We start from the raw sequence: 25,973 nt of genomic DNA, 5'->3' as shown, positions 1-25,973 counted from the left end.
GCTTCAACGGACCCGCGGCTAGTGTGACCTCGTTATGAGGACATGCCGATTGCCGTGCTGCTGATCACAGACCGCCCGGAGCAGAGCGTGAAGCTCGAGCGGCTCCTGTCGCTATGGGGCCCTTGCGACGTCGTCGACCTGCATCGCCCGGTGCAGGGCGGGCCGGCGCCGAATCGGCTGCTCGTCAGCGATGTCGACCTGTCCGACCGCATCGCGGTCGAAGCCGTTCGCGACCGGCTGGCGGAGCACAGGCGCAAGGGAATGCCCCTTCTCTGCCTGCTGCGTGACCAGTCAGCGCGCCTGACCACCCAGGCGAACGCGATCGGCGCGAGCGCGATCCTGCCGGCCGACCTTCCGACAAAGGCCTTGCTCGACGAGATCGGCCGCATCCTCAATCCGGGCGGGGCGATGCCGATGCAGCGCCAGTTCGTGGCCGCTTCCGCCGCCATGGCCGACCTGCTCACGGCCGCCTCCGAGGGCGGGTCACTGCCGGTGGCGGCCTTGGAGGGCAGTGTCGAGGCGATCAACCGTGCCGCCGACGATCGCGATCTCGGCGCCTGGCTCGACATGGTCTGGAACCATGACGATGCGACCTATCAGCATTGCCTGCTGGTCGCGGGACTTGCGGCCGCCTTCGCCCATGCACTCGGCTTTCCGGAGAGCGCGCGCAAGCTGGTCACAAGCGCCGCCGTGCTGCACGATATCGGCAAGGCGCGCGTCCCGCTCGCGATCCTGCACAAGCGTGGCAAGCTCACGGTGGAGGAGTTCGCGATCGTGCGCGAACACCCGCAGACCGGCTACGAGATGCTGCTGCGGCAGGGGGCCTTCGCCCGCGAGGTCGTCGAGGCGACGCGCAGCCACCACGAATATCTCGACGGCTCGGGTTATCCGCAGGGGCTGAAGGCGAACGAGATCCCGGATATCGTCCGGATGATCACGATCTGCGACATCTATGCCGCGCTGATCGAGCGGCGCTCCTACAAGGAGCCGATGGCGCCCGAAGAGGCTTATTCCGTGCTGGTCGCAATGGGCCCCAAGCTCGACGCCGATCTGCTGCGGGCTTTTCGCCCGGTCGTACTGTCGGGCTGACGCCGTTCTTCAGAGCGCGAAGGACGTGCCGCAGCCGCAGGAGCTGGTCGCGTTCGGGTTGATGATCTTGAAGGATTGGCCGACGAGATCGTCGACGAAGTCGATGGTCGAGCCGTCGAGCAATTCGAGCGAGGTCTCGTCGATCAGGACGGTCGCGCCGTCGCGTTCCAGCACGAGATCGCCCTGCGCCTTCTCGCGATCGATATCGAAGACGTATTGGAATCCGGAGCAGCCGCCACCGGCGACGCTGACGCGCAGCATCGCGCCGGGAGCCTCGTTCGCCATCACCGCGACGATGCGGCTCGCCGCCTTGCCGGTCAGCGAGATCGTGTGCGGATTGGCTTCGATTGCCGTGCTCATGCGCAGAACATCCTTGCTCCTGCCTCATCTGCAAAGGTAATGGCCAGCAGGCGTTGCTTCAAGCGCCCGCCGACGGGGCTGCCATGCAGCAAGCAGACATGCCGCAAGCCACAGAGACTCTTGCCGTCATGGGCCGCGAGCCCGGCGATCGCTGGCGTGCGCCCTATGCCTGCCGGACGGCGACGAGCCGCGGCCGACTCGTCGAGGAGCCGGGCTCGGCGACGCGCAACCCGTTCCAGCGCGATCGCGACCGCATCATTCATTCGACTGCCTTCCGCCGGCTGAAGCACAAGACCCAGGTCTTCGTCTCGCATGAGGGCGACCATTTCCGCACCCGCCTGACCCATACGATCGAGGTGGCGCAGATCGCCCGTGCGCTCGCCCGGGCGCTCGGGCTCGACGAGGACCTCGCCGAGGCGCTGGCACTGGCGCATGATTTCGGTCACACGCCCTTCGGCCATACCGGCGAGGACGCGCTCGACGAATGCATGACCGGCTTCGGCGGCTTCGATCACAACGCCCAGACGCTCAGGATCGTGACCCGGCTCGAGCGGCGCTATGCCGGCTTCGACGGGCTCAACCTGACCTGGGAGACGCTTGAGGGGCTGGTCAAGCACAACGGCCCGCTGCTGGGCGCCGATGGCAGGCCGACCGAGCGCTATGCCAAGACCGGCATTCCGGTCGCGATCCTCGAATACCAGGAGAAGCAGGACCTCTGGCTCGGCAGCCATGCCTCCGCCGAGGCGCAGGTCGCCGCGCTCGCCGACGATATCGCCTACAACGCCCATGACATCGATGACGGCCTGCGTGCCGGGCTGTTCGAACTCGCCGAACTGCGGATGGTGCCGTTCCTGGCCGAGCTGCTCGACGAGATCGATGCCTTGCATCCGGGGCTTGAGAAGCCGCGCGCCACCAACGAGCTGGTGCGCCGGGTGATCACCCGCTTCGTCGAGGACGTGATCGCTGAATCCGAGGCGCGAATCGTGGCGCTGGCCCCAGCCGATGCCGACGCGATCAGGCGGGCCGGAGCGCCGGTCGTCGCCTTCTCGCCGGCGATCGTCGCCGCCGATCAGGCGATCAAGGGCTTCCTCTATCCGAACATGTACCGGCATCCGCGCATCGGCATGATCCGCAAGGAGGCGGCGGACGTCGTCCGCGACCTGTTCGTGCGCTTCAAGGCGCAGCCGCAGGCGATGTCCTCGGAGTGGGCAGCGGGATGCGAGGCGCTCGACGAAGCGCGCCTCTCGCGCCGAATCGCCGACTACATCGCCGGCATGACCGATTCCTACGCGCTCGACGAGCACCGACGCCTGTTTGACGCCACCCCGTCGCTGCGATAGGGCCGGGCGCGCTTTTCCTGATATTGCTGGTCACCATGAACATTTTCGAGACCTTTTCCGCACGCCTCGCCACTGTCCTCGCCGGACTGGCCGAGGCCGGCCGTATCCCGGCCGGACTGTCGCTGGCGCGCGTCGTGGTCGAGCCGACCAAGGACCCCGCGCATGGCGATCTTGCGATCAACGCCGCCATGGTGCTCGCCAAGGAGGCCGGCATGGCGCCACGCGCGCTTGCCGAGCTGATCGTCGCCGAATTGACCAAGGACAGCGATGTCCTCAAGGCCGAGATCGCCGGTCCCGGTTTCATCAACCTGACGCTGCAACCTGCTGTTTTCACTGCGGTTCTGAAGTCGGCGGTGCTGGCCGGAACCGAGCATGGTCGTGGTGCGCCGAAGGGCGAGCCGAGGATCAATGTCGAGTACGTCTCGGCCAATCCGACCGGGCCGATGCATGTCGGCCATGGCCGCGGCGCGGTGTTCGGCGATGCGCTGGCGAGCCTGCTCGCCTTTGCCGGGCACGACGTCACCCGCGAATACTACATCAACGATGCCGGCGCGCAGGTCGATGTGCTGGCCCGCTCCGCCTTCCTGCGCTATCGCGAGGCGCTGGGCGAGGATATCGGCGCGATCCCGGAAGGGCTCTATCCCGGCGACTACCTGGTCTCGGTCGGCCAGGCGCTCGCCGCGCAGTACGGCCCGGAGTTGCGCGACAAGCCGGAATGGGACTGGCTCGCGCTGGTCCGCCAGGCGGCGATCGACGGGATGATGGTGATGATCCGCGACGATCTCGCCGCGCTCGGCGTCGTCCACGACCTCTTCTTCTCGGAGCGCTCGCTGCAGGGCCGGGACGGCAATTCCAACGCCGTCCACCAGACGATCGAGGACCTGCGCTCCCGCGACCTGGTCTATGAAGGCCGGCTGCCGCCGCCCAAGGGCCAGAAGGACGAGGATTGGGAAGACCGCGAGCAGACGCTGTTCCGCGCCACCAAGTTCGGCGACGACGTCGACCGGCCGCTGCTGAAGTCGGATGGCAGCTACACCTATTTCGCCAACGACATCGCCTATCATCGCTCGAAGTTCGCGCGCGGCTTCGCCGAGATGATCGATGTCTGGGGCGCCGACCATGGCGGCTACGTCAAGCGCATGCAGGCCGCGGTGAAGGCGGTGACGAACGGGCAGGGCGCGCTCGACGTCAAGCTCTGCCAGCTGGTTCGCTTGCTGCGCAATGGCGAGCAGGTCCGGATGTCGAAGCGCTCCGGCGACTTCGTCACGCTGCGCGAGGTCATCGACGAGGTCGGCCGCGACGCGGTGCGCTTCATGATGATCTTCCGCAAGAACGATGCGACGCTCGACTTCGATCTCGCCAAGGTCGTCGAGCAGTCGAAGGACAATCCGGTCTTCTACGTCCAGTATGCGCATGCGCGCTGCGCCTCGATCTTCCGCCAGGCGGCGGAGGTCTTCCCCGATCTCGACCTGTCGCCCCAGGCGCTGGCTGAAGCCGATCTCGGCCTGCTGACCGATGAGTCGGAGATCGGCATCGTCAAGATGATTGCCGCCTATCCGAGGATGATCGACGCCGCGGCGGCGTCACACGAGCCCCATCGTGTCGCCTTTTTCGTGCATGACTTGGCCAGCGCTTTCCATTCGCTCTGGAACAAGGGCAAAGACTCGCCGCAATTACGGTTCGTTAATCAAACTGATCGAAAGTCGACCTCGGCAAGATTGGCGTTCGTGCATGCAGTGCGCAGCGTCCTTGCTTCCGGTCTGGCGGTCGTTGGGGTGACGGCGCCGGAGGAGATGCGCTGACGGGGTCCATCCCGGCGCATCGGGCGCTTTGCGGATCAGGATGATCCGGTCGGCGTCCGCCGGGTCCGATACGGAAGCGATGTTGGCCGGGTGTGCTGGAAAGCAGGCTGGCTAAGGCTTTCGTCAGATTGACCGCGCTGTGGCGACGTTCTTTGATGGGCGACGGCACGCGCTGGAATGGATCATGTCATGAGCGAGCCAGCTAGAAACCGTTTCGCCCTCGATCTCGACGATCTCGAGCGCCAGCTGCGTGGAGCGGCCCAGCCGCAGAAGCCGGGCACGGCTTCCGATCCGCTGATGGAGCTGACCCGCCTCGTCGGGCAGGACGATCCGCTGAAGGAGCTCTTCGCCGGCCGCTCCGCCGAGCCGGCGCGTCCCGCCGTTCCGGCTGCGCCGCAGCCAGCCTCCTGGGCTCGCACCGAGCCGAGCTTCCAGCCGATGCTGGTCGCCGCGCCGCCGGTGCCGTCGGCTCCGCCGCCGGCCGATGTGCGCGGCGCGCTCGACGAGTTCGAGGCGCTGCTGCGCCGCACCGAGCCGGTGAAGGCCACGCCGCAGCCCATCGCAAAGCCGCCGGTGCACGACTATGACGAGCCGGAGCCGCTCCCGGCGCATGCGCAGCCCTATGCGATGCAGCAGGAGGGTACGCATGCCTATGTCCCCGAGCAGCCGCGCGATCTCGACGAGGCGGCCGGGCAGGCCCACGCCCAGGTCCACGCCTACGATCCCCAGCCGGTGCAGGACTACCATCAGGCGGCAGCCGACTATGACGCGCAGCCCCAGGATGCCGAGCACGAGCATCGCGACTTCCGCCGCTCGCGTTCGCGCAAGGGCATGTTGACGGCGGCGGCGCTTGTCGTCGTGGCGGTCGGCGGTGTCAGCGCCGCGATGGTCTTCCGCAACGGGCGTCCGGCCGGCGTCAATGGCCAGCCGCCGGTGATCACGGCCGACAACGGCCCGTCCAAGGTCGCTCCCGTTAATCCGGGCGGCGCCGAAATCCCTAATCAGAACAAGCAGATCTACGAGCGCAGCGGCGATGCCTCGGCCGACAAGACCAAGGTGGTCAGCCGTGAGGAGCAGCCGGTCGACGTGCAGCAGGCGGCGCGCGCCATGGCGCCGCGTCCGACTCAAGGCTCGAATGGCGCGATCACGCCGACCGACACCGCCGCCGCAGGCCTTGCCCTGACCGAGCCCGGCCTGATTCCGATCCCGGCCGTGCCGGGCCTCGGCGAGCCGCGCAAGGTCCGCACCGTCGCGATCCGCCCCGACGGCACGCCGGCGCCCACCAGCGCCGCCGCCACGAACGGCGCAGGGCAGGGCCTCGTGACCGGCTCCGCCCCGTCGAATCGCCCAGCCTCGGCACCGGCTACGCAGGCCCAGGCTGCCCCGCGTCCGCAGCAGCCGGGCGCAACGCCCGCCACGGCGCCGAAGACGCAGGAACGGGCCGCCGTCCCGGTGACCCCGCCGGCCGCGCAGACGCCGCCCGCCAATACCCGCACCGCGGCGCTCGCGCCGCAGCAGCAGACGCAAGCAGCCGCGCCGGCGGCCGCTGGCCCGCAGACCGATCCCAATGGCGGCTTCGCCGTGCAGCTCGGCGCGCCGGGCAGCGAGGCCGAGGCGCGCGCCACCTTCGCGGCGCTGCAGCGCAAATATCCCGACCAGCTCACCGGCCAGAGCCCGATCATCCGCAAGACCGAGCTCGCCGGCGGCAAGACGGTCTACCGGCTGCGCGTCGGCCCGTATGCCCGCGAGGATGCGAGCTCGATGTGCACGGCGCTGCAGGCCGCCGGCGGCCAGTGCTTCATCGCGAAGAACTGACGCACACAAGACATTCTTCTCAACCCTGACACCGGCCGCGATCATAGCGGCCGGTGTTTTCATGTGACGTTTGCGGGCCGGTAGCTCGTCGACGCCGCTGCTTGCCCGGACGCCTGGCGGCAGGCAGGCTGGGAAAACCGTCCTCCACATTTGGTTCGTTTGCCATGCCTCTCGACTCGACGCCCCGTGCCAGCGAGAGTTTTCTCGGCTGCGAAGCCGTTCCCTTCGACGCGGTGCCTGATGGCGCGGTCGCGGTGATCGGCATTCCTGGCGCGACGCCCTATCCGTCAGGCAGCTTGCACAGCGCGTCGGCGCCGGCGGCGATCCGCCATGCGAGCGCGCGAGCGGCTGCGCGGCGCGGGCACTATGATTTCGATCTCGGTCGGGCGTCGGCCTGGTCGGACCAGAACCTGGTGGATTGCGGCGACATCGCTTTCGATCCCGGTGATTTCGCCGGCAATCGGGCGAGGATCGAAGCCGTCTACACGGCTTTGCTGGCGCGGGGTGCTGCACCCTTGCTGCTCGGGGGCGATGACAGCGTGCAGATTCCCGCCCTGAAAGCCTTCGCTGCGCTCGGCGAGATCACGATCCTGCAGATCGATGCGCATATCGACTGGCGGGAGGAAGTCGAAGGTGAGCGCTTCGGGCTGTCCAGCACGATGCGGCGTGTTTCCGAATTCGCCGGCGTCAAGGCGATCGTCCAGGTCGGCGCCCGTGGCATCGGCAGTGCTCGCGAAGCGGATGTCATCGAGGCGCGGGCCGCGGGGGCGCAGCTTATCGATATGCGGACGCTGAGGGAGAAGGGGATCGGCCATGCGGTTCAATGCGTGCCGACGGGCCGGCCTGTCGTGGTCTGCCTGGACGTCGACGGCCTCGATCCGTCGGTGGTGCCGGGTGTGCTCGGCCGGGCGCCGGGCGGCCTCGGCTATGGCGATGTCGTCGACCTCCTGAACGGCGTCGCGGAACGGGCGCCGATCATCGGCTTCAACATCGTCGAGTTCGTTCCCGAGGAGGACATTGGCGGTCTCGGTGCGCGGAGCGTCTGCCGACTGGCCATGCTTGGGGCCGGCCTGCTTGCTGGCAGCGCAGGCGGCTGAACCGCATCCCCATGCCGCCGTGCAGGAATCCCGAATTGCTCCCGCTATCCCGACATGCTCGCGTTGCAGGTCCGTGGCTGGAGCGCGGCCGCCGCGTGCCCTAGCGTCGCGTCAGGCCATCGGGCATAGCGCGTTCGAAGAATGCCGAAGCCGGCAAGCAAGAGGAAACACCATGGACCGCCGCAAGCTTCTCAAGACCTCGGCCGTCGGGGCCGCCGCCGCGACCATTGCCGCACCGGCGATCGCGCAGACCAATCCGAAGATCAACTGGCGCCTGACCTCGAGCTATCCGAAGAGCCTGGACACGCTGTTCGGCATCTCGACCCAGGTCGCCAAGCGCGTGGCGGAGGCGACGGAGGGCCAGTTCCAGATCCAGACCTTCGCCGCCGGCGAGATCGTGCCGGCGCTGCAGGCGCTCGACGCGGTGCAGAACGGCACGGTCGAATGCAGCCACACGCTGTCGAGCTTCTATATCGGCAAGGACACCGCCTTCGCCTTCGAGACCTCGCTGCCCTTCGGCCTCAACACGCGCCAGCAGAACGCCTGGCTCTATCAGGGCGGCGGGCTCGAGCTCTGCCGCGAGCTGATGAAGAAGTTCGGCGTCCACACGATTCCCTCCGGCAATACCGGCGCCCAGATGGGCGGCTGGTTCCGCAAGGAGATCAAGAGCGTCGCGGACCTGCAGGGCCTGAAGTTCCGCATCGCCGGCCTCGGCGGCCAGATCATGGCCAAGCTCGGCGTGGTGCCGCAGACATTGGGTGGCGGCGACATCTACCCGGCGCTGGAGCGCGGCACGATCGACGCGGCCGAGTTCTCCGGCCCCTATGACGACGAGAAGCTTGGCTTCGTGAAGGTGGCGAAGTATTATTACTATCCCGGCTTCTGGGAAGGCTGCGCCAATGTCAGCTTCATCGTCAACAACGAGAAGTGGGCCGGGCTGCCGGCGCATTACCGAGCCATCGTCGAGGCGGCCTGCGCCGAGGCGAATGCGCTCTGCATGGCGAAATACGACCATGGCAACCCGGACGCCCTGCTGCGCCTGATCGCGTCGGGCGCTGAACTGCGTGCGTTCCCGCAGGATGTGATGCAGGCGGCCTTCAAGGAAGCCTTCGCGCTCTATGCCGACCAGGCAGCGAAGAACCCGGCCTTCAAGGCGCTGTGGGATTCCTTCCTGCCGTACTGGAAGAAGGAGCAGCTCTGGTTCCGCGTCGCCGAGCTGCCCTTCGACGCCTTCAATGCGCAGGCGTCGCAGTCGCTGCGGTAGGTGGCGTCATGCTCGGGCTTGACCCGAGCATCTCAGGCCGGAGGAAGCTCCGGCCTGCGCCCTCTCGTCATGAGAGTTCTCGGGTCTGTGCTTCGCTCCGCCCGAGAATGACGCAATGCGGCCCGCTTCCGAATCGGCGATAACGCGTCCATGACCTCGCGCGCTTTCATCGCCGGCTGCCTCGGCACGAGCCTCAACCCCGACGAGCGGGCCTTCTTCCGCGACGCCCGGCCCTGGGGCTTCATCCTGTTCAAGCGCAATACGCAGGATCCGGCGCAGGTCGCGGCGCTGACGGCGCAAATGCGCGATTGCGTCGGCTGGCAGGCGCCGATCCTGATCGATCAGGAGGGTGGCCGGGTCCAGCGCATGGGCCCGCCGCACTGGCCGCCCTATCCGCCGGCGCTCGCCTTCCTCGCCATCAACGATCCCGTGCAGCAGCGCGAGATCGTCCGGCTCTCGGCACGGTTGATGGCGCATGACCTCAAAAGCGTCGGCATCGATGTCGACTGCCTGCCGGTGCTCGACGTGCCGATCGCCGGCAGCCACGACGTGATCGGCAACCGCGCCTATGCGCGCGACCCGGCCATGGTGGCGACGCTCGGCCGGGCGGCGGCCGAGGGGCTTTTGGCCGGCGGCGTGCTGCCGGTGATCAAGCACATGCCGGGCCATGGCCGGGCCAAGGCCGACAGCCATCACGACCTGCCGGTGGTCGAAGCGAGCCTCGACGAACTCCGCGCCCATGATTTCCGGCCGTTCCGGCATCTCGCCGACATGCCGCTGGCGATGACGGCGCATGTCGTCTTCACCGCGCTCGACAAGCGCCGGCCGGCGACGATCTCGCGCAAGATCGTGCGCGAGATCATGCGTGGCGAGCTCGGCTATGACGGGCTGATCATGACCGACGACATCTCGATGAAGGCGCTCTCCGGTTCCTTCGAAGAGAAGGCGCGGGCGGCGATCCGGGCTGGCGTCGATGTCGTGCTGCATTGCCACGGCATCATGGAGGAGATGGTCGCGGTCGCCGGCGCCGTCCCGGAGATGAGCGGCCAGCGCGCCCGCCGCGCCGCGATGGCGCTGGCGCGCATCAGGCACGAGCCGGAGCCGCTCGATGTGGACAGCACCCGCGCGCAGCTTGCCAGCACCCTTGCTTTGAGCGGCGGTTAGGCTGATTCTCTCCCCGGGGTTGCGGCCTCGCCGGATGGGCGGGGCAGGACATGGGGAATTGGCCATCGATGGCCGCTGAGCTGCCATTCCAGGAGGACGGCACGTCGGAACGCGCGTCCGGCGAACCCTCGCTCGTGATCGACGTCGACGGCTATGAGGGGCCGCTCGATCTGCTGCTCGATCTTGCCCGCCGCCAGAAGGTCGATCTTTCCCGCATCTCGATCCTGGCGCTGGCCGAGCAGTACCTCTCCTTCATCGAGACGGCGCGGGCGCTGCGATTGGAACTCGCCGCCGACTATCTCGTGATGGCTGCCTGGCTCGCCTATCTGAAATCGCGCATGCTGCTGCCGGAGCCGCCCAAGGGCGAGGAGCCGAGCGCGGCTGATCTCGCGACGGCGCTGGCGCTGCGCCTGAAGCGGCTGGAGACGATCCGCGCCGCGGCGCAGCGGCTCGCCACCCGAGAGCGGCTCGGTCGCGACGTCTTCGCCCGCGGCGCACCCGAGGTGATCGCTTCCGAGGGGCGGCCAATCTGGGAGGCTGAGCTCTACGACCTGCTGGCGGCCTATGCGCAGCAGCGCCAGAAGCGCATCCGCCAGCCGATGAGCGTCGGTCATCGCCAGGTGCTGTCGCTGGTCGAGGCGCGCGAGGTCTTGGCGCGGCTCGTCGGCGAGGCCGGCGAATGGACCGCCATCGACGGCTATCTCACCCGTTACATGCGCAGCCACGGACTGCCGACCGAGACCATGACGGCGACGGTGCGGGCCTCGTCGCTCTCGGCCATGCTGGAGATGGTGCGCGAGGGCGTGCTCGACCTGCGCCAGGACGGCGCCTTTGCGCCGCTCTATGTCCGCCGCCGCTCGGCGCGGCCACCGGCGCTCGACCTGTGAGGCGCTGATGGCCTGGGTCGAAGCCGAAGAGGACGAGGAGGGGTGGGATGCCGACCAGGCGCTGGCGCGCGCCTGCCGCATCGTCGAGGCGCTGCTGTTCGCCTCGGTGCAGCCGCTCTCGGCGCAGGAACTGGCGAAGTCGGTGCCGGCCAACGTGCCGATCGAGCGGGTGATCGCCGAGCTGGAGCAGAGCTATGCCATGCGCGGCGTGACGCTGCAGCGCGTCGCCGGCGGCTTTGCCTTCCGCACTGCGCCGGATCTTGCCTATCTTCTCGCGCCTGAGGCCGAGCAGCCGCGCAAGCTCTCGCGTGCCGCGCTGGAGACGCTCGCCATCATCGCCTATCACCAGCCGGTGACGCGGGCCGAGATCGAGGAGATCCGCGGCGTCGCCACCGCCAAGGGCACCCTCGACATCCTGCTCGAAGCGGGCTGGCTGCGCCTGCGCGGCCGCAGGCGCTCGCCGGGACGGCCGGTGACCTTCGGTACCACGCCGGCCTTCCTCGATCATTTCGGGCTCGACCGCATCGACGACCTGCCGGGCCTGGAGGAATTGAAGGGCGCCGGCTTCATCGAGGGGCGTCTCGCCAAGGACCTCACCGTGCCGGTGCCGGACGACGATCCGGGCCTGCATGACGACGAAGATCCGCTCGGCGACCTGTTCACGCCGCTTGACGACGGCGATGCCAGCTAGCACAGCGCGGGGGACTAGATCGCGGACCACGCCGTCATTCCGGGGCTTCGCGGAGCGAAGAGACCGGAATCCAGAACCGATGCCGCCTATTGCAAGGGCACCGCACCCAGCCGCTCCTTCCGGCGACGGCATAGGTTCTGGATTCCGGGCTCGCGGCTGCGCCGCGCCCCGGAATGACGGTGTGTCTCAGGAGAACGACTTGGCGCGTAGTGAAGGCAGGCCGCGTTGGCTGGGTTGGGGACGGCGCGGCACGGCCGGCGCCGCCATCCCGATGGCGCTCGGCTTCGAAGGCGTCACTCAGCGATTCGGTGCGGTGACGGCGCTGGACGGGGTCTCGCTCAACGTCGCACCGGGCGAGATCGTCGCGCTGCTCGGCCATTCCGGCTGCGGCAAGACGACGCTGCTGCGGCTCGCCGCCGGGGTCGAACGGCCGAGCGCGGGTCGCGTCCTGCTCGAAGGGCGCGACGTGTCTTCGCCCGGCAGCTTCGTCGAGCCGGAGGCGAGGGGGGTCGGTCTCGTCTTCCAGGATTATGCGCTCTTTCCGCATCTTTCGGTGCGCGAGAATGTCCGCTTCGGCCTGCGCGGCTACGGCAATGCCGAGGCCGATGCCACGGCCCTGCGCGCCATCGCCCGCGTCGGCCTCGCCGACCTCGCCGAGGCCTATCCACACATGCTTTCGGGCGGCGAGCAGCAGCGCGTGGCGCTGGCGCGCGCGGTGGCGCCGCGCCCCGGCGTGCTCTTGATGGACGAGCCCTTCTCCAATCTCGACCGCCGGCTGCGTGACGTGGTGCGCGACGAGACGATGGCACTGCTGCAGGAGATCGGCGCGACCTCGATCATCGTCACCCATGATCCCGAGGATGCGATGCGCGTCGCCGACCGGATCGTGCTGATGCAGCAGGGTCGCATCGTCCAGACCGGCACCGCCGAAGAGCTCTACCGCCGGCCCGCCAGCCTCTTTGCCGCCCGATTTTTCTGCGATCTTACCGAAATCGAGGCCGTTGTGCGGGATGGCGCCGTGGATACCCCGCTCGGGCGGTTTCCGGCGCCTGACCTGGCCGATGGAGCGAACGCGGTCGTCGGCGTGCGTCCCCAGGCGATCCGGCTGGTGCCGAAAGGGTTCTGCCTGCCGGCGCGGGTGATGACGCGACGCTTCCTCGGCGAGGTCGATCATATCGAGCTGGCGGTCGATGGCCTCGACAAGCCGTTGATGGCGCGACTGCCGACACGACGAGTTTCCGTCGCCGAGGGCGAGGATGTCGGCATCGACATAGAGATGGACGAAGTCCTTGTGTTCCCTGTAGGGGACACCTAGTTTCCGGCACAAGCATCTGGCCCGTCGGGACAAGTCGGGCCGCGCATTCAATTTCGGAGGAGTTCCGCCATGGGTGGCGTCAGTATCTGGCACTGGATCGTCGTCGGCGTCATCGTCATGCTGCTGTTCGGCCGTGGCAAGGTGTCCGAACTGATGGGCGACGTTGCCAAGGGCATCAAGTCGTTCAAGAAGGGCATGGCTGAGGACGAGACCCCGCCGGCGGCCGCGCAGCAGCCGGCCGATCCCAAGGTGATCGACCAGACGGCTCAGACTGCGACCCCGCAGCCGGCCAAGGCCGAGACCAAGGCCTGATCTCGTAGGAGCGGGCTCGCCGATCGGAACAACTCCGATCGGTGCCGACTCCGGCGCCTCCCGGGTGCGGTACAAGATTTCCTAAAGGACCGGCCGTCGATGTTCGACATCGCCTGGAGCGAAATGCTGCTGATCGGGGGCGTCGCGCTCGTCGTGATCGGCCCCAAGGACTTGCCCGGGGCGCTGCGCGCCGCCGGGCAGGCGATCGGCAAGATTCGGCGTATGGCCTCCGAGTTCCAGGGCCAGTTCAACGAGGCCATGCGCGAGGCCGAGCTCACCGACCTGAAGAAGCAGGTCGAGGATATCGGCAATTCGGTGCAGGCCTCGACCAATTTCGACCCGATCGAGCCGATGAAGGATTTCGGCGCGGCTGATGCCTCGAAGCCGGCCGGCGCCGACGACAAGGCGATGAAGGATGCCGAGGCGACGCTCGCCAAGCTGCCGGCGCCCGACCTGCCGGCGCCCGTCAACATCGCGCCGTCGCCCGTCGCCGAGCCTGAGCCGGAAGCAAGGCCAAAGCGCCGCCGCAAGACCGTCGCGACCGAAGAACCGGTCGTGCCGGCGGAGGTGGCTGCGGCTGAGGAGCGGCCGGCCAAGCCCGCACGCAAGCGCAAGACCAAGGCCGTCGCGGCCGAGGACGGAGAGACGGCATGAGCGTCGTCGAGGCGAATACCGAGCCGAAGCGCGCGGGCGAGGACGAGATCGAGGCGTCGCGTGCGCCGCTGATCGACCATCTGATCGAATTGCGCTCGCGACTGATCAAGTCGCTGATCGCCTTCCTGATCATGTTCTTCATCTGCTTTGCCTTCTCGACGCAGATCTACAACACGCTCGTGCTGCCCTATGTCTGGGCGGCGGGCTCCAGCGCCAATGCGCAGCTGATCTATACCGGTCCGCTCGAGCTGCTGTTCACCCATATCAAGGTCGCGGCGTTCGGCGCCGGCTTCTTCGCCTTTCCGGTGATCGCGACGCAGGTCTACAAATTCGTCGCGCCAGGCCTCTACAAGAACGAGCGTCAGGCCTTCGCCCCCTATCTGGCGGCGACACCGATCTTCTTCCTGCTCGGCGCGGCGCTGGTGTTCTTCTTCGCCATGCCGGTGCTGATGAAGTTCTCGATCGGCATGCAGCAGGCGGCGACCGAGGGGCAGGCCGGCATCGCGCTCCTGCCCAAGGTCAGCGAGTACCTGTCGCTGATCATGACGCTGATCTTCGCCTTCGGCATTTCCTTCCAGCTGCCGGTGATCCTGACCCTGCTCGGCCAGGCGGGAATCATCGACGCGCAGTTCCTGAAGGACAAGCGCCGCTACGCCATCGTCTTCGTCTTCGTGATCGCGGCGGTTTTGACCCCGCCGGACGTGATCTCTCAGCTGATGCTCGCGATCCCGATGCTGCTCCTCTACGAGCTCTCGATATTCTCGGTGCGCCGAGTCGAGAAGAAGCGCGACGCGGCGAAGGCGGCCGAGGACGCAGGCGCCTAGCGCAGCTCCGCCACTCGCCCAGCTCATGCCATCACTCGCTCAAGAGCGATGCGATCCGTCATAGGCCGTTGAAGCCAATGACGGATCGCAAAGCTGCGTGCGCAAGCCAGCGGCGAACCAAAGCTCGTCCCTCACGTTGATGCACAGGGTTGTGATCCCTGGCCGCGGAGCCTTGCTCGCAACACAATGTTAAGATGAACGGCAGATGAACGATTGCGTGGCCACCTCACAGGCCGGGCATGGCGGAGCGGTGGTGACGTGAGCGGATTCTGGCGCCTGATGCTGTTCGGAAAGGGGCCGCGCGAAGCGGCTTCGCCCGGCCGCGACCTGCGCATCGACGTGATCCGCGGCCTGATCCTGCTGGTGATCTTCGTCAACCACATGCCGGGCAATATCGTCTCGTCCGCCATGCCGCATAATTACGGCTTCTCCGACGCCGCCGACGTCTTCGTGCTCCTGGCCGGCATCTCGGCTGCCTTCGCCTATGGCCGGCTGATCGACCAGCGCGGGCTGCTGGTCGGCTCGCTCAAGGTCGGCGCGCGGATCTGGACGCTCTACATCGCCCATCTGGCGCTGTTCGTGCTGGTCTGCGGCATTGTCGCGACCGCGGTGGTGCGTACCCAGAACGCGCTCTATGTCGAGGCGATCAACATCCAGCCCTTCTTCAGCGACACGCCGGCGGCGATCGTCAACGCGCTCGGGCTGGTCTACCAGCCCTATTATCTCGACATCCTGCCGCTCTACATCGTCCTGCTGGCGGCGTTTCCGTTGATCTACGTCACCGCCCGGACCAGCCCGCTGGCGGCGCTGGCGATTTCCGTCGCGATCTGGCAGGGCGCGACCCTTGGCGGTCTCAACCTGCCGAACCATCCGGGCGATGGCGGCTGGTTCTTCAATCCCTTCGCCTGGCAGATGCTGTTCACCTTCGGCGTCGTCATCGGCCGGCTCGGTCTCGTCGGCGCCGGCGTGCCGAAATTGCGCGTGCTCGACATCGCGGCGGTCATGGTCCTGCTGTTCGCGGCGGCGGTGAAGCTGTCCTCCGGCAATCCGTTCGGCGTCGCGTTGCTGAACGACTGGATCGACAGCCTGCAGATCGGCACCGACAAGACCAATCTCGCCTGGCCGCGCGTCGTCCATCTGGCGGCGATGGCCTGGCTGGTGCTGCGCTTCCTGCGGTCCGATGCGGGTATCCTGAGCGGACTGGCCGGCCGGCGGCTCGCTGCACTCGGGCGACACTCTTTGGAGGTATTCTGCGCCGGAATCGTCCTGGCGATCACCGGCCAGATCATCCTGGCGGAGACTTCCTTCGTCCTTTGGGTCCAGTTGCTCATGAACCTGAGCGGGATTACCATCCTGCTTGGGCTAGGAACCTTTCTCTCGTGGTACAAGACGCTCACGGCACGCGCCGCCAGCGCCCCGCGCGACCAGGCCGCTACGGCCTGAGCGCCCTTCTTCTGATCCTGGCGTCGGCCTTGCCGGCATCTGCCGGGCCCAAGCCGCTTGCCCAGATGGTGGATAGTCGCTGCCGCGCCGGCGCGGCCCAGCACCCATTCAAGCCCATGTTATCGGCATCGAAGCGTGTGCTGGCCGAGACCAACCGGCTCACCATCGTCGCGCTCGGCTCCTCGAGCACCGCCGGAACCGGCGCGAGCGACCCTGATCGCAGTTACCCCGCCGTGCTCGAGGCCGAGCTTCGCCGGCGCCTGCCGGGGCGCGAGATCAAGGTCACGAACCTAGGTGTCGGTGGCCAGTCGGCTTACGAGATGTATCTGCGGCTTGAGAGTGAGATTATTCCCGAGAAGCCGTCCCTGGTGATCTGGCAGACGGCGGTGAACGACGCCATTCGCGACATCGGCGAGGAGAAGCTCGCCAAGATCCTGCGCAAGGGCGCCCACAAGCTGCAGGAGGCCGGGATCGACCTCGTTCTGATGGACATGCCCTGGCTGCAGCGCGAGGGGCGCTACCCCAAATATGACGACTACCGGGCCGTGCTGGCGAAGACGGCGAGCGACAGCGGCGTCCCGGTCTTCCCGCGCTACGCCATGATGAAGAGCTGGTCGGGCTCGAAGCAGTTCAGCGAAGAGGAGATCGTCGGCATGGACGGGCTCCAGGTGGTCGAGGCCGGCTATCGCTGCTTCGGCATCCGCCTCGCCGACGGTATCGTCAGTGAGCTGACGGGCGGGCGCGAGCCCGGCAAGCCGACGAATTGAACCGCTTCAGCGCGCGATCACCTCGATATCGCGATCACGCCCAGCCTCGACCTTGAAGTCGCGCGAGAAGACCTGGCCCTCCTGCCGGGCGATCAGGACATAGTCGCCCTCGGCCAGGATCACCTGCGGGAAGGCGCCGATCGCCTCGCGGATGACGTCGCCGCCCGGGGTGAGCACGCTGAAGGCGGTACCCGCGAAGGCCTCGCCACCGGGGCCGGCGACCAGCTTCAGCGTCACCTGCGCGGCGCGGTGGTGCAGCGTCGCCTGGGTGACCTGACCGGATTCGACCCGGACATCGGAGCGCTGGATCGCGTTCGAATCGCCGTAGGTCGAAACGATATGATAGGTGCCCTCGGGCAGCCGGATCAGTTCGCCGGACTTGACGCTGGAGGCGACGAGGCGGCCTTCCGAATTGCCCTGTAGCGGCACGAACACCGAGAAGCTCAGCTGATTGGGCGCGATCGGCGTCTCCCCGATCGAGCCGGCGAGCGAGAGCGCACCGGCGCTGACGCTGAGCCGGTCGCTCAGGCCTTGCGAACCGAGGGTGATGCGCTTGGTCGCGCTGGCGAAACCATAGGCGGCGTGGAGCAGGTAGACGCCGGGATCGAGCGCGAAGCTGGGCTCGGCCTCGTTCGAGCGCGCGACGATGCGCGGCGGCGAGCCGTCGAAGGATTCGGTCAGCACGCGCCAGACCAGGCCAGAGCGGATCGGCTTGCGATTGCCGGAGAACTGGGCGCCGAGCGAGAGTGTCGCCTGGCCGGGGCGCGTGGCCGGGGCGACGGGCGGCGGTGAGCCGGGCGTCGTCGACGAGGGCGCCGCATCGGGCGTCTGGGCGAGGGCAGGGGCCGATACGATCAGTGCCGCCAACAGCGCTACCATTGCCGCGCGCGCCGCTTTCGCAGGCGCCGCAGCCAAGATCTGGAATTCGTCGCGTTGAAACATGCGCTGCGCCGTCATCGTCCTTGCACCGAGGAAGGAGCAGGTTCGCTTGTCCTCATCATGGCGAAACCTTAACTGGGGACCACCATCCCCCGCCGCTGCGCCATTTTCCGGATCGTTCATGACCGACACGCTCTCCCTGCTCAAGCTCCGTCGCTCGGTACCGCCGCAATTTCTCTCCGCTCCCGGGCCGGATGAGAGCCAGCTCCGTGAAATCCTTACCGTGGCAGCACGCGTGCCGGACCATGGCAAGCTCGCGCCCTGGCGCTTCATCGTCTTCTCCGGCGCGGCCAAGGAGAAAGCGGCAGAGATCGTCGCCGGCGTCTTCAAGGAGCGCAATCCGCAGGCCGACGAGGACAAGGTGGGGTTCGAGCGCAAGCGCCTGCTCCACGCTCCCGTGGTGATCGCGGTAGTTTCGCGTGCCCGCAAGCACGAGAAGATCCCGGAATGGGAGCAGGAGCTCTCGGCCGGCGCGGTCTGCATGAACATGCTGATCGCCGCCGAGGCGCTCGGTTTCAACGGTTCCTGGCTGACCAACTGGTTCGCCTTCGATCGCAAGGTGCTGGATGCCTTCGGGCTCGACCCGAACGAGCGCATCGCCGGCTTCGTCCATCTCGGCAAGGCCGATGGCCGCCCCGCCGACCGCGAGCGGCCGGATCTTGCCGCGATCGTCAGCCGGTTCGAGGGGTGAGCGCCGTGTACTACACCAATGAGGGGCGCGATCTCGGCTTCAGGCACGACCCGTTCAAGGCGATCGTGGCACCGCGGCCGATCGGCTGGATCACGGCCTTGAATGCCAAGGGCGAGGTCAATCTCTCGCCCTACAGCTTCTTCAACGCGATCTCGTCGCGGCCGAACATCGTGATGTTCTCCTCCGAGAACAAGAAGGATGCGGTCGCCTTCATCGAGGAGACCGGCGAGTTCACCTGCAGCCTCGTCACCAGGGCGCTCGACCAGCAGATGAACCTGACCTCGGCGCCGCTGCCGCGCGGGGAGAGCGAATACAGCCATGCCGGGCTGGAGATGGCGCCGTCGCGGATCGTCCGGCCGCCGCGGGTTGCGGCCAGCCCGGCCGCGCTCGAATGCAAGCTCCTGTCGATCCAGCAGCTCAGGGACGTCGACGGCAATGATGTGCCGCGCTGGATGGTGCTCGGCCAGGTCGTCGCGGCCTATGTCGACGAGGCTTTCGTGCGCGACGGGCGCTTCGATACCGCGGGCGCCAATCCGATCGCCCGCTGCGGCTACAGCGACTATGCCGAGGTCAGCGAACTGTTCTCGATCACCCGGCCTGCCGGGGGCTGAGCACCATGGTCCGGCGCCAGGACGAGGAGCCGGACGAGCAATGGCGCATGACCGTCAATCTGCTCGCGATCATCGCCGTGCTGGTGATGGTCGGGGCAGGGTTCTGGCTGCTGCGCGAACTCAACGCGGCCAAGAAGGCGCAGGAGTGCCTGGCGAGCGCAGCGCGGCATCAGTGCCGGCAGATTAGGTGAAGGCGGGCTGCGCTTGATTCAGGCCGTCACTTCCCGCCCAGAATCGGGAAAATCCGAATCGGCCGAATCGGTTGGCGCCTTTGGCTAACCCGGTTTGCCAGCCAGTGCCCTGAGCCGCGTCGGCCGATGCAGCACGGGGCCGCCAAGGCTCCTCGCGGCGTCGGCGATCAGCCGGCCGAGTTCGCGCGCGCATGGCGTCTTGCCGCCGGCAGACCAGATCAGCGCGAATTCCAGATCGGGTAGCGGCGGCAGGCCATAGCTGGGGGCGAGAACCTTCATTCCCGGCTCGATCTCGTCATAGGCGATGATGGAAGCGCCGAGCCCCGCCAGCATCGCCGCCCGCAATCCGTGCAGATTGGCCGAGGTGAAACCGGTGTGCCATTCGACGCTGGAGCCAGCCAGGGCCTCGATCGCGACCGTACGGCACAAGCAGGGTGGGTGCGACAGCGCGAGCGGTAGCGACGAGCCAGGTGAAACCGCGAAGTCCTCGGCGGCGGCCCAGACATATTGCGACCGCCGCAGCACGGTCCCGCCGGCTTCGCCGGCCGGGCGCATCGCCACCGCGAGATCGAGCTCGCCGCTCTCGATCCTGGCGCTGAAGTCCTGGCAGACGCTGACCGAGGCTTCCAGGCGCACGGCCGGGAAGGCGCGGGCGAAGCGGCTCAGCAAATGCGGCAGCTCATCGCCCAGGAAGTTCTCTGGCACGCCGAAACGGACCGAGCCCGCGAGAGAGGACGACTGGAAGCGCCGGCTCAAGGCCGCATGGGCCTGCAATATCTGCCTCGCATGGCGCAGAAACTCCTCGCCATCCTCGGTGAGCGCCAGCTTGCGCGTCGTCCGGACGAAGAGAGGCGTGCCGATCTGGTCTTCCAGCCTGCGGATCTGATGGCTGACCGCCGATTGCGTGAGGTGCAAGCGTTCCGCGGCGCGGGTGAACCCGCCGGCTTCCGCGACTGCGACGAGCGCGCGCAACAATTCGGGAGCAAAGTCCATGTCAGAGATTTATTATCACAGGAACTGAAACGCGGGAAATTAAATCATTTCCATCATGTTGTAGCTGCCCCTAGACGGAGTGCCTCCGTCGATCCCGATCGATGCGGATCGACCCCGAAAGGTGCTCGTCATGGCGATATCTCCTTCCACGCGAAATGCGGCGACACTGGCCGGCGCCTGTCTGGCGACCCTGATGTTCGGCCTCGAGATCTCCAGCGTGCCGGTCATCCTGCCGACGCTGGAATCGGTGCTGCATGCCGACTTCAAGGCGCTGCAATGGATCATGAACGCCTACACCATCGCCTGCACGGCGGTGCTGATGGCGGCCGGCACGCTCGCCGACCGCTATGGCCGCAAGCGCATTTTCATCACGACGACTATAGCCTTCGGCGTGACGTCGCTGATCTGCGGATTGGCTGAGAGCGCAGCGATCCTGATCGCCGGCCGATTCCTGCAGGGCATGGCCGGCGGCGCCATGCTCACCTGCGCCGTCGCCATCGTCTCGCATCAGTTCCCGGACGGACGCGAGCGGGGCAGGGCCTTCACCATCTGGGGCATCGTCAGCGGCATCGGGCTCGGTTTCGGCCCGGTGATCGGCGGCATGATCGCGAGCCTGGCCGGCTGGCAATGGGTCTTCCTGATCCACGTCCCGCTGACCGTCCTGGCGCTCGTGCCCGCTGCGATCGGCATCCGCGAATCGCGCGATCCGCAGGCGAAGACGCTCGACGTCGCCGGCATCGTCACGCTGACCCTCGCGGTCTTCGGCTTCGCTTATGTCATCACGCAGGGCGCCGAGCTCGGCGCAGTCGCAGCGCTCGGCCTTGCCGGCCTGGCACTGGCCAGCTTCATCGCCTTCCTGGTGGTAGAGCGGCGCGCGCCGCAGCCGATGTTCGATTTCTCCGTGTTCCGGATCCGTCGCTTCAGTGGCGCAATCATCGGCTGCATCGGCATGAATTTCAGCTACTGGCCGTTCATCATCTACCTGCCGATCTACTTCCAGAGCGGACTTGGTCTCGGGAGCGAGGCCGCCGGGCTCCTGTTGCTGGCCTACACCGTCCCGTTCATGGTGATGCCGCCCGTCTCCGACCATTTGCTGCGGCGCTATGGCCCGCAAGCTGTCGTTCCCTTGGGGATGTTTGCGATGGGGGCCGGCTTCATCGCGATGTGGTTCGGCAGCAGCCTTGCCCAGGCGAGCTGGGCGACTCTGCTGCCCGGTGCTCTGCTGGCTGGAATCGGTCTCGGCCTGACCAACACGGCCGTGACCAACACGACCACGGGCTCGGTTCCGAGCAACCGCTCGGGCATGGCTTCGAGCATCGACATCAGCGCGCGGCTGATCGCGCTCGCGATCAACATCGCGGTGATGGGGCTGATTCTGGTCGAGGGCATCAGACAGTCGCTGCCGGATGTCGTCTCGACCGCCTTCGATCGATCGCAATTGCAGGCGCTGGCCTCATCGATCGCCGCCGGCAATCTCGGCTCGCTGCGAGAGGCCTATCCCGCCCTGGCGCTGCATGACCCGTCCGGTACCGGTGTCCATGCGGCGCTGGTGCAGGGCTTCGGTTGGGTGATGCTGTATGGCGGCATCAGTGCCGGTGTCCTGGCTGCGATCAGTGTCCCGGTCTTCGGCGGCGCCAGGTTCCCGGCGCAGGCCGGCGCGGTTGCCACCTGCACCGGCTCGGCAAAACAAGATGCCTGAGCGACTGGGTTCAGCTCAGCTTCTGCGCGCGCGCCTTCAAGCGGCGGGCGCGCATCAGATGCGGCCGGTCGAGCATCTCGCCGTCGAGGCCGACTACGCCGAGCCCGGGGTTCTCGTCGAAGAGCTTGATGATCGCCTCGGCCCGGGTGAGCGATTCGGGTGAGGGCGAGAACACCTCGTTGATGACAGGCACCTGGGCGGGATGGATCGCCATCTTGCCGGTGAAGCCGTCGCGCCGTCCCGCGATGCATTCGGCGCGCAGGGCCGCCTCGTCGCGGAAGGCGGTGAAGACCGTGTCGATCGCATCGACCTGCGCGGCCGCGGCGGCGAAGAGCAGGAGCGAGCGGGCGATCCGGTAGGGATCGGTGTAGCTGCCGTTCTCCAGCCGGTTGGTCTCGGCGCCGAGATCGGCCGAAAGGTCCTCAGCGCCCCAGGTCAGGCCGGTAAGCCGGTGGCTGGCGCCGGCATAGCTGCCGAGGCCGAAGATGCCCTTGCCGGTCTCGGTCGCGATCGCGATGATCTTGGTCGCAGCGTCGGGCAGGTCGTACTCGGCCTCGCGCACGGCGATATGGGCCGCGAGGTGGCTGAGATCGGGCCCGCCCTCGGATTTGGGCAGCATGATCGCGTCGGGGCTGCCCTGCATGACGACGTCGAGATCTGTCTCGGTCATGCCGGTGCTCAGCGCGTTGACGCGCACGATCAGGCGGGGGCGCCTGGCCCGGGCGCTGACCTCCTTCAGGAAGTCGCAGGCGAGCTCGCGGGCTGCCGGCTTGGCATTGAGCGCGACGGAATCCTCGAGATCGAGGATCAGTGCGTCGGCGCCGCTATCGAGGCCCTTTTGCAGCTTCTTCTGGTTGTCGGCGGGGACGAAGAGGAGCGAACGCATCAGGCCTGTCCTCCGACTGGGCGCTTCTTCATGAAGGCCTGGCGGCGGCACTGCGCCACCAGCGTGCCGTCCTGCTTGTAGGCGCGGTGATGGAAGTCGACGATGCCGGCATCCGGCCGCGATTTCGATTCGCGCTTGGCGACGATCTCGGTGACGCAGTTCACCGTATCGCCCTCGAAGAGCGGGGCCGGGAAAGTCACGTCGGTCATGCCGAGATTGCCGATCGTGGTGCCGACCGTGGTGTCGTTGACCGAGATGCCGATCATCAGGCCGAGCGTGAACAGCGAGTTCATCAGCGGCTTGCCCCATTCGGTCTCGGTCGCGCAGAAATGCGCGTCGATGTGCAGGGGCTGCGGATTCAGCGTCATGTTGGAGAACAACATGTTGTCCATCTGCGTGACCGTGCGGGTCAGCCGATGTTCGATCGAGGCGCCGATCTCGAAATCCTCGAAGTAGAGCCCGCCCCGTTTATGCCGCGCCGCTTCCGCCATCGTCTTGCTCCTATGGCATTTTTTCGGTTCTGGGCCGGCGCCGGCAAACGCCCGTTTTAACGGTTCGCTTACCATAACCGGTCCAGTCTCCTCAGGTGCTCCGGTCCGCCTGGAACGGCAGCGGCCCGAGTGACCTCATGTTCCTTTTCAGCACGCCGAGTACCCGCGAGACAACGCCTGCCAATCCGGTCGTCAACGCGATCAAGGAGGGCGCCGACAAGACCGGCGTCGGCTTCGACTATCTCCTGAAGACGGCGCAACGGGAGTCGGCGCTCGCGCCGGATGCGAAGGCGCGCACCTCGAGCGCGACCGGCCTGTTCCAGTTCATCGAGCAGACCTGGTTGTCGATGATGCGCCAGGAGGGGCCCAAGCAGGGAATGGCCAACTATGCCGGCGCGATCAGCGAGGATGGCAGTGGTCGCTTGACGGTCTCCGACCCGGCGCTGCGCGAGAAGATCCTGCAATTGCGCACCGACCCGCATGTCGCGACGGTGATGGCCGGCGCGCTGACTCAGAAGAATGCCGAGCAGCTTGGCCAGGCCCTCGGGCGCCAGCCGCAGGCCGGCGAGCTCTATATGGCGCATGTGCTCGGCGCGCGCGGCGCCTCCGACCTGATCCGCACGGCCGGGAATGATCCGACGCGTGCCGCCGCCCGCGATTTTCCGGAGGCTGCCGCAGCGAACCGCTCGATCTTCTACGACAAGGCCGGCCGGGCCCGCAGCGCCCAGGAGGTCTACGGCCTGCTCGCCGCCAGCCACGCCAACACCCAGGTCGCGGCGACCACTGGCGCCATGCTGGCGCAGGCGAAGCCGACAGGCGCGGCCACGACCGCTACGGCCTATGCGGCCGAGCCGCCGGTGGTGCCGATCGCCGCCGCCTTGGCGCCGGGCCGGGCCAAGGGGCTGATCGGCCTGTTCTCGACCGAAGGGCCGCGTACCCCGGTTTCGAAGGCAGTCGCCAATCTCTGGACCACGCCGCGCAGCGGCGGCGCGTCCCGCGCCGTGGATGACGATCCTGCGACCCGCTATTTCCCGCGCGTCGGCTCTGTGGCGAGCCAAGGCGATGCCGCGTCTGCTGGCAAGGTTGCCAAGGCCGAAAACGCCAGCGCTTCCCCTCCTGCGGCTATGGCCGTCAACGCCCCGCTGCCGCCGTCGCGGCCGCGTGACCTTGCGGTTGCGGATACGCAGACTGCTTCCGGCGAAATGGCCCCGACCCGCAAGCCGCGGCGCGGGCCGCTCGATCTCAGCCAGTTCATGCTCCATGGGAGGCGCGGATGATCGTGCGCCGCTTCCTGCTCTGGGCACGGACCGCTCCCGCCGAGGCGCGGGCGAAAGGGGCTGCCGCATTGGCCGGCGCCTATCTGCGCTCGGCGATGTCTCCCGAGGACAGGCGCGAGGCCGAGACCGCATTGATTTCGCTTGTCGACGATCCCTCGCCGCTGGTGCGCCGTGCGCTCGCCGAAGAATTCGCGGCCGCGCCGCTGGCACCGCGCAACGTGGTGCTCGGCCTGATCGCCGAGCAGAGCGATGTCGCGGCCCTGCTGCTGGCGCAATCGCCGGTGCTGACCGAGGCCGATCTCGTCGACGCCGCCGCGATCGGCGATGGCCTCGCCCAGCGCGCGATCGCGCAGCGGCCCTGGCTGTCGCCCGGCATCTGCGCTGCGCTCGGCGAGGTCGCAGTCGAGGAGGCGCTGGTCGCGCTGCTCGCCAATCCGACGGCCGAGATTCCGGATTTCTCGCTGGAGCGCATCTTCGAACGCGCAGGCGAGGTTGGCGCGGTGCGCGAGGCCATGCTGGCGCGCGAGGATCTGCCGGCCGGCTTGCGCCAGGCGATCGCCGCCAAGGTCTCCGATGCGCTTGCGGCCTTCGTCTTCGGCTGCGGCTGGCTCACCGAGGAGCGCAGCGCCCGGCTCGCCCGCGAATCGACCGAGCGGGTCGCGGTCGCGCTCGCTGCCGGCGGCGAGGCGAGCGATGCCCCGGCGATCGTCGACTGCCTGCGTGAGAATGGCCGGCTGACGCCGGGCGTGATCCTGCGCTCGCTGCTCAGCGGCGAACCGGCCCTGGCCGAATCCGCCTTCGCGGCGCTGTCCGACCTGCCGCTGAAGCGCGTGCGTGCGCTGCTCTGGGACCGGCGTGGCGCGGGCCTGAAGGCGCTCTACCGCAAGGCGGCGATGCCGGAGGCTTTGCTGCCGGCCTTCGCCGCCGCCGTGGAGGCACTCAAGCAGGCGGGGCCCGGCCAAACCGGTGCCGGTGGCATCGATCGGGACCTGCTGGCCCAGGTGCTGATCGCCTGCGAGGCGCTGGAGGGGCCGGGAGTCAATGCGCTGATGGCGCTGCTCCGCCGGCTCGACGCCGAGGCGGCCCGCGATGAAGCGCGGATGTTGGCCGACTCGCTTGCCGACGACGCGGCACTGGCGCTGCTGATCGAAGCCGATCCGGACTTCCTGGTCGAACTCGACCTGGACGACCGGCGCGACGCGGCCTGAACCAGCTGCAGGTTCGTGCGCCGCCGGCTTGACCGGCCGCTGGCATGCTGATTGCCTGAGCGCTGCCGTATCGCCAGGGCTTCACCATCCCGGATCGACGCCCTGTTGCTAGAGCCGGATTCGATCAGATTGACTCAATCTGATCGGTGAATCCGTCTCTCGC

The 25,973-nt window shown here is 67.6% G+C and carries 26 protein-coding genes; 21 read left to right on the top strand and 5 right to left on the bottom strand.

The window, feature by feature from the left end:
* Positions 1 to 54: 54 nt before the first annotated feature.
* Entirely contained in the window at positions 55 to 1,089 is a 1,035-nt protein-coding gene (locus tag ASE66_RS28295; RefSeq protein WP_156412359.1) for an HD-GYP domain-containing protein, read from the top strand.
* Between the two features lie 9 nt (positions 1,090 to 1,098).
* Here ASE66_RS28295 and ASE66_RS28290 read toward each other — a convergent pair whose 3' ends face one another.
* A complete protein-coding gene (locus ASE66_RS28290; RefSeq protein WP_057193030.1) occupies positions 1,099 to 1,449 on the bottom strand; it encodes a HesB/IscA family protein in 351 nt (116 codons plus the stop codon).
* Positions 1,450 to 1,547: 98 nt separating this feature from the next.
* Here ASE66_RS28290 and ASE66_RS28285 point away from each other — a divergent pair, with 98 nt between their 5' ends.
* The 14 genes from ASE66_RS28285 to ASE66_RS28220 all read left to right on the top strand — a co-directional run bounded on the left by ASE66_RS28285 (position 1,548) and on the right by ASE66_RS28220 (position 16,824).
* Positions 1,548 to 2,789, top strand: coding sequence for a deoxyguanosinetriphosphate triphosphohydrolase (locus tag ASE66_RS28285; RefSeq protein WP_156412358.1), 1,242 nt, complete (start codon positions 1,548 to 1,550; stop codon positions 2,787 to 2,789).
* Positions 2,790 to 2,824: 35 nt separating this feature from the next.
* Positions 2,825 to 4,591 (top strand): arginine--tRNA ligase, encoded by a 1,767-nt coding sequence (gene argS / locus ASE66_RS28280; protein WP_057193028.1) that lies wholly within the window; start codon positions 2,825 to 2,827, stop codon positions 4,589 to 4,591.
* Between the two features lie 189 nt (positions 4,592 to 4,780).
* Positions 4,781 to 6,406, top strand: coding sequence for an SPOR domain-containing protein (locus ASE66_RS28275; RefSeq protein WP_156412357.1), 1,626 nt, complete (start codon positions 4,781 to 4,783; stop codon positions 6,404 to 6,406).
* A 164-nt stretch (positions 6,407 to 6,570) separates the two neighbouring features.
* The gene (locus tag ASE66_RS28270) at positions 6,571 to 7,503 is read left to right on the top strand and encodes an arginase family protein (RefSeq protein WP_057193026.1); all 933 of its coding nucleotides are present in this window, start codon (positions 6,571 to 6,573) and stop codon (positions 7,501 to 7,503) included.
* A 172-nt stretch (positions 7,504 to 7,675) separates the two neighbouring features.
* On the top strand, positions 7,676 to 8,767 hold the full coding sequence (locus ASE66_RS28265; RefSeq protein ID WP_057193025.1) for a TRAP transporter substrate-binding protein: 1,092 nt from the start codon (positions 7,676 to 7,678) through the stop codon (positions 8,765 to 8,767).
* 150 nt (positions 8,768 to 8,917) lie between these two features.
* Positions 8,918 to 9,931 (top strand): beta-N-acetylhexosaminidase, encoded by a 1,014-nt coding sequence (nagZ, locus tag ASE66_RS28260; protein WP_057193024.1) that lies wholly within the window; start codon positions 8,918 to 8,920, stop codon positions 9,929 to 9,931.
* 68 nt (positions 9,932 to 9,999) lie between these two features.
* Positions 10,000 to 10,818, top strand: a complete 819-nt coding sequence (locus tag ASE66_RS28255; RefSeq protein ID WP_057193023.1) for a segregation and condensation protein A — start codon at positions 10,000 to 10,002, stop codon at positions 10,816 to 10,818.
* A 7-nt stretch (positions 10,819 to 10,825) separates the two neighbouring features.
* Positions 10,826 to 11,509: an SMC-Scp complex subunit ScpB gene (scpB, locus tag ASE66_RS28250; RefSeq protein ID WP_057193481.1), complete on the top strand. Its 684-nt coding sequence runs from the start codon at positions 10,826 to 10,828 to the stop codon at positions 11,507 to 11,509.
* 271 nt (positions 11,510 to 11,780) lie between these two features.
* Complete coding sequence (locus ASE66_RS28245; RefSeq protein ID WP_057193480.1) at positions 11,781 to 12,824, top strand: ABC transporter ATP-binding protein; 1,044 nt, start codon at positions 11,781 to 11,783, stop codon at positions 12,822 to 12,824.
* Positions 12,825 to 12,893: 69 nt separating this feature from the next.
* On the top strand, positions 12,894 to 13,136 hold the full coding sequence (locus ASE66_RS28240) for a twin-arginine translocase TatA/TatE family subunit (protein WP_057193021.1): 243 nt from the start codon (positions 12,894 to 12,896) through the stop codon (positions 13,134 to 13,136).
* 99 nt (positions 13,137 to 13,235) lie between these two features.
* The gene (tatB, locus tag ASE66_RS28235; protein WP_057193019.1) at positions 13,236 to 13,790 is read left to right on the top strand and encodes a Sec-independent protein translocase protein TatB; all 555 of its coding nucleotides are present in this window, start codon (positions 13,236 to 13,238) and stop codon (positions 13,788 to 13,790) included.
* The gene (tatC, locus tag ASE66_RS28230) at positions 13,787 to 14,614 is read left to right on the top strand and encodes a twin-arginine translocase subunit TatC (RefSeq protein ID WP_057193017.1); all 828 of its coding nucleotides are present in this window, start codon (positions 13,787 to 13,789) and stop codon (positions 14,612 to 14,614) included. Before tatB ends, tatC begins: the two co-directional genes overlap by 4 nt.
* Before the next feature lie 258 nt (positions 14,615 to 14,872).
* Positions 14,873 to 16,057, top strand: a complete 1,185-nt coding sequence (locus tag ASE66_RS28225; RefSeq protein WP_057193015.1) for an OpgC family protein — start codon at positions 14,873 to 14,875, stop codon at positions 16,055 to 16,057.
* 116 nt (positions 16,058 to 16,173) lie between these two features.
* On the top strand, positions 16,174 to 16,824 hold the full coding sequence (locus tag ASE66_RS28220) for an SGNH/GDSL hydrolase family protein (RefSeq protein WP_162262541.1): 651 nt from the start codon (positions 16,174 to 16,176) through the stop codon (positions 16,822 to 16,824).
* A gap of 6 nt (positions 16,825 to 16,830) precedes the next feature.
* On the opposite strand, the gene ASE66_RS28215 is transcribed toward ASE66_RS28220, so the two are convergent.
* Positions 16,831 to 17,703: a hypothetical protein gene (locus tag ASE66_RS28215; protein WP_057193479.1), complete on the bottom strand. Its 873-nt coding sequence runs from the start codon at positions 17,701 to 17,703 to the stop codon at positions 16,831 to 16,833.
* 181 nt (positions 17,704 to 17,884) lie between these two features.
* Here ASE66_RS28215 and ASE66_RS28210 point away from each other — a divergent pair, with 181 nt between their 5' ends.
* Genes ASE66_RS28210 through ASE66_RS28200 form a run of 3 tightly spaced genes read left to right on the top strand, consistent with a single transcriptional unit; the run spans position 17,885 to position 19,256 of the window.
* Positions 17,885 to 18,454, top strand: coding sequence for a nitroreductase (locus tag ASE66_RS28210; protein ID WP_057193012.1), 570 nt, complete (start codon positions 17,885 to 17,887; stop codon positions 18,452 to 18,454).
* A 5-nt stretch (positions 18,455 to 18,459) separates the two neighbouring features.
* Positions 18,460 to 19,065: a flavin reductase family protein gene (locus tag ASE66_RS28205; protein ID WP_057193478.1), complete on the top strand. Its 606-nt coding sequence runs from the start codon at positions 18,460 to 18,462 to the stop codon at positions 19,063 to 19,065.
* Positions 19,066 to 19,070: 5 nt separating this feature from the next.
* On the top strand, positions 19,071 to 19,256 hold the full coding sequence (locus tag ASE66_RS28200; protein ID WP_057193010.1) for a hypothetical protein: 186 nt from the start codon (positions 19,071 to 19,073) through the stop codon (positions 19,254 to 19,256).
* 84 nt (positions 19,257 to 19,340) lie between these two features.
* On the opposite strand, the gene ASE66_RS28195 is transcribed toward ASE66_RS28200, so the two are convergent.
* The gene (locus ASE66_RS28195) at positions 19,341 to 20,249 is read right to left on the bottom strand and encodes a LysR family transcriptional regulator (protein ID WP_057193008.1); all 909 of its coding nucleotides are present in this window, start codon (positions 20,247 to 20,249) and stop codon (positions 19,341 to 19,343) included.
* Between the two features lie 130 nt (positions 20,250 to 20,379).
* Here ASE66_RS28195 and ASE66_RS28190 point away from each other — a divergent pair, with 130 nt between their 5' ends.
* Complete coding sequence (locus tag ASE66_RS28190; RefSeq protein ID WP_057193007.1) at positions 20,380 to 21,948, top strand: MFS transporter; 1,569 nt, start codon at positions 20,380 to 20,382, stop codon at positions 21,946 to 21,948.
* A gap of 10 nt (positions 21,949 to 21,958) precedes the next feature.
* Here ASE66_RS28190 and ASE66_RS28185 read toward each other — a convergent pair whose 3' ends face one another.
* Together ASE66_RS28185 and ASE66_RS28180 are read right to left on the bottom strand one after the other, a co-directional pair.
* A complete protein-coding gene (locus ASE66_RS28185; protein WP_057193005.1) occupies positions 21,959 to 22,834 on the bottom strand; it encodes an HpcH/HpaI aldolase/citrate lyase family protein in 876 nt (291 codons plus the stop codon).
* Positions 22,834 to 23,325, bottom strand: a complete 492-nt coding sequence (locus tag ASE66_RS28180) for a MaoC family dehydratase (RefSeq protein ID WP_057193003.1) — start codon at positions 23,323 to 23,325, stop codon at positions 22,834 to 22,836. Before ASE66_RS28180 ends, ASE66_RS28185 begins: the two co-directional genes overlap by 1 nt.
* Positions 23,326 to 23,462: 137 nt before the next feature.
* Here ASE66_RS28180 and ASE66_RS28175 point away from each other — a divergent pair, with 137 nt between their 5' ends.
* The gene (locus ASE66_RS28175; protein ID WP_057193001.1) at positions 23,463 to 24,602 is read left to right on the top strand and encodes a hypothetical protein; all 1,140 of its coding nucleotides are present in this window, start codon (positions 23,463 to 23,465) and stop codon (positions 24,600 to 24,602) included.
* Positions 24,599 to 25,810: a DUF2336 domain-containing protein gene (locus ASE66_RS28170; RefSeq protein WP_057193000.1), complete on the top strand. Its 1,212-nt coding sequence runs from the start codon at positions 24,599 to 24,601 to the stop codon at positions 25,808 to 25,810. Before ASE66_RS28175 ends, ASE66_RS28170 begins: the two co-directional genes overlap by 4 nt.
* Positions 25,811 to 25,973 lie beyond the last annotated feature (163 nt).

This window comes from Allobosea sp. Root483D1 (assembly GCF_001429505.1).
Taxonomy (GTDB): Bacteria; Pseudomonadota; Alphaproteobacteria; order Rhizobiales; family Beijerinckiaceae; genus Allobosea.
The sequence above is the reverse complement of the archived record's forward strand: the minus strand, read 5'-3'. Positions and strand labels throughout refer to the sequence as shown.

Bases quoted from the DNA above. Each gene is read 5' to 3' on its own strand.
- ASE66_RS28290 (WP_057193030.1), bottom strand. From the start codon at position 1,449: ATGAGCACGGCAATCGAAGCCAATCCGCACACGATCTCGCTGACCGGC.
- ASE66_RS28285 (WP_156412358.1), top strand. From the start codon at position 1,548: ATGCCGCAAGCCACAGAGACTCTTGCCGTCATGGGCCGCGAGCCCGGC.
- argS (WP_057193028.1), top strand. From the start codon at position 2,825: ATGAACATTTTCGAGACCTTTTCCGCACGCCTCGCCACTGTCCTCGCC.
- ASE66_RS28275 (WP_156412357.1), top strand. From the start codon at position 4,781: ATGAGCGAGCCAGCTAGAAACCGTTTCGCCCTCGATCTCGACGATCTC.
- ASE66_RS28270 (WP_057193026.1), top strand. From the start codon at position 6,571: ATGCCTCTCGACTCGACGCCCCGTGCCAGCGAGAGTTTTCTCGGCTGC.
- ASE66_RS28265 (WP_057193025.1), top strand. From the start codon at position 7,676: ATGGACCGCCGCAAGCTTCTCAAGACCTCGGCCGTCGGGGCCGCCGCC.
- nagZ (WP_057193024.1), top strand. From the start codon at position 8,918: ATGACCTCGCGCGCTTTCATCGCCGGCTGCCTCGGCACGAGCCTCAAC.
- ASE66_RS28255 (WP_057193023.1), top strand. From the start codon at position 10,000: ATGGCCGCTGAGCTGCCATTCCAGGAGGACGGCACGTCGGAACGCGCG.
- scpB (WP_057193481.1), top strand. From the start codon at position 10,826: ATGGCCTGGGTCGAAGCCGAAGAGGACGAGGAGGGGTGGGATGCCGAC.
- ASE66_RS28245 (WP_057193480.1), top strand. From the start codon at position 11,781: ATGGCGCTCGGCTTCGAAGGCGTCACTCAGCGATTCGGTGCGGTGACG.
- ASE66_RS28240 (WP_057193021.1), top strand. From the start codon at position 12,894: ATGGGTGGCGTCAGTATCTGGCACTGGATCGTCGTCGGCGTCATCGTC.
- tatB (WP_057193019.1), top strand. From the start codon at position 13,236: ATGTTCGACATCGCCTGGAGCGAAATGCTGCTGATCGGGGGCGTCGCG.
- tatC (WP_057193017.1), top strand. From the start codon at position 13,787: ATGAGCGTCGTCGAGGCGAATACCGAGCCGAAGCGCGCGGGCGAGGAC.
- ASE66_RS28220 (WP_162262541.1), top strand. From the start codon at position 16,174: ATGTTATCGGCATCGAAGCGTGTGCTGGCCGAGACCAACCGGCTCACC.
- ASE66_RS28215 (WP_057193479.1), bottom strand. From the start codon at position 17,703: ATGGTAGCGCTGTTGGCGGCACTGATCGTATCGGCCCCTGCCCTCGCC.
- ASE66_RS28210 (WP_057193012.1), top strand. From the start codon at position 17,885: ATGACCGACACGCTCTCCCTGCTCAAGCTCCGTCGCTCGGTACCGCCG.
- ASE66_RS28200 (WP_057193010.1), top strand. From the start codon at position 19,071: ATGGTCCGGCGCCAGGACGAGGAGCCGGACGAGCAATGGCGCATGACC.
- ASE66_RS28195 (WP_057193008.1), bottom strand. From the start codon at position 20,249: ATGGACTTTGCTCCCGAATTGTTGCGCGCGCTCGTCGCAGTCGCGGAA.
- ASE66_RS28190 (WP_057193007.1), top strand. From the start codon at position 20,380: ATGGCGATATCTCCTTCCACGCGAAATGCGGCGACACTGGCCGGCGCC.
- ASE66_RS28185 (WP_057193005.1), bottom strand. From the start codon at position 22,834: ATGCGTTCGCTCCTCTTCGTCCCCGCCGACAACCAGAAGAAGCTGCAA.
- ASE66_RS28180 (WP_057193003.1), bottom strand. From the start codon at position 23,325: ATGGCGGAAGCGGCGCGGCATAAACGGGGCGGGCTCTACTTCGAGGAT.
- ASE66_RS28175 (WP_057193001.1), top strand. From the start codon at position 23,463: ATGTTCCTTTTCAGCACGCCGAGTACCCGCGAGACAACGCCTGCCAAT.
- ASE66_RS28170 (WP_057193000.1), top strand. From the start codon at position 24,599: ATGATCGTGCGCCGCTTCCTGCTCTGGGCACGGACCGCTCCCGCCGAG.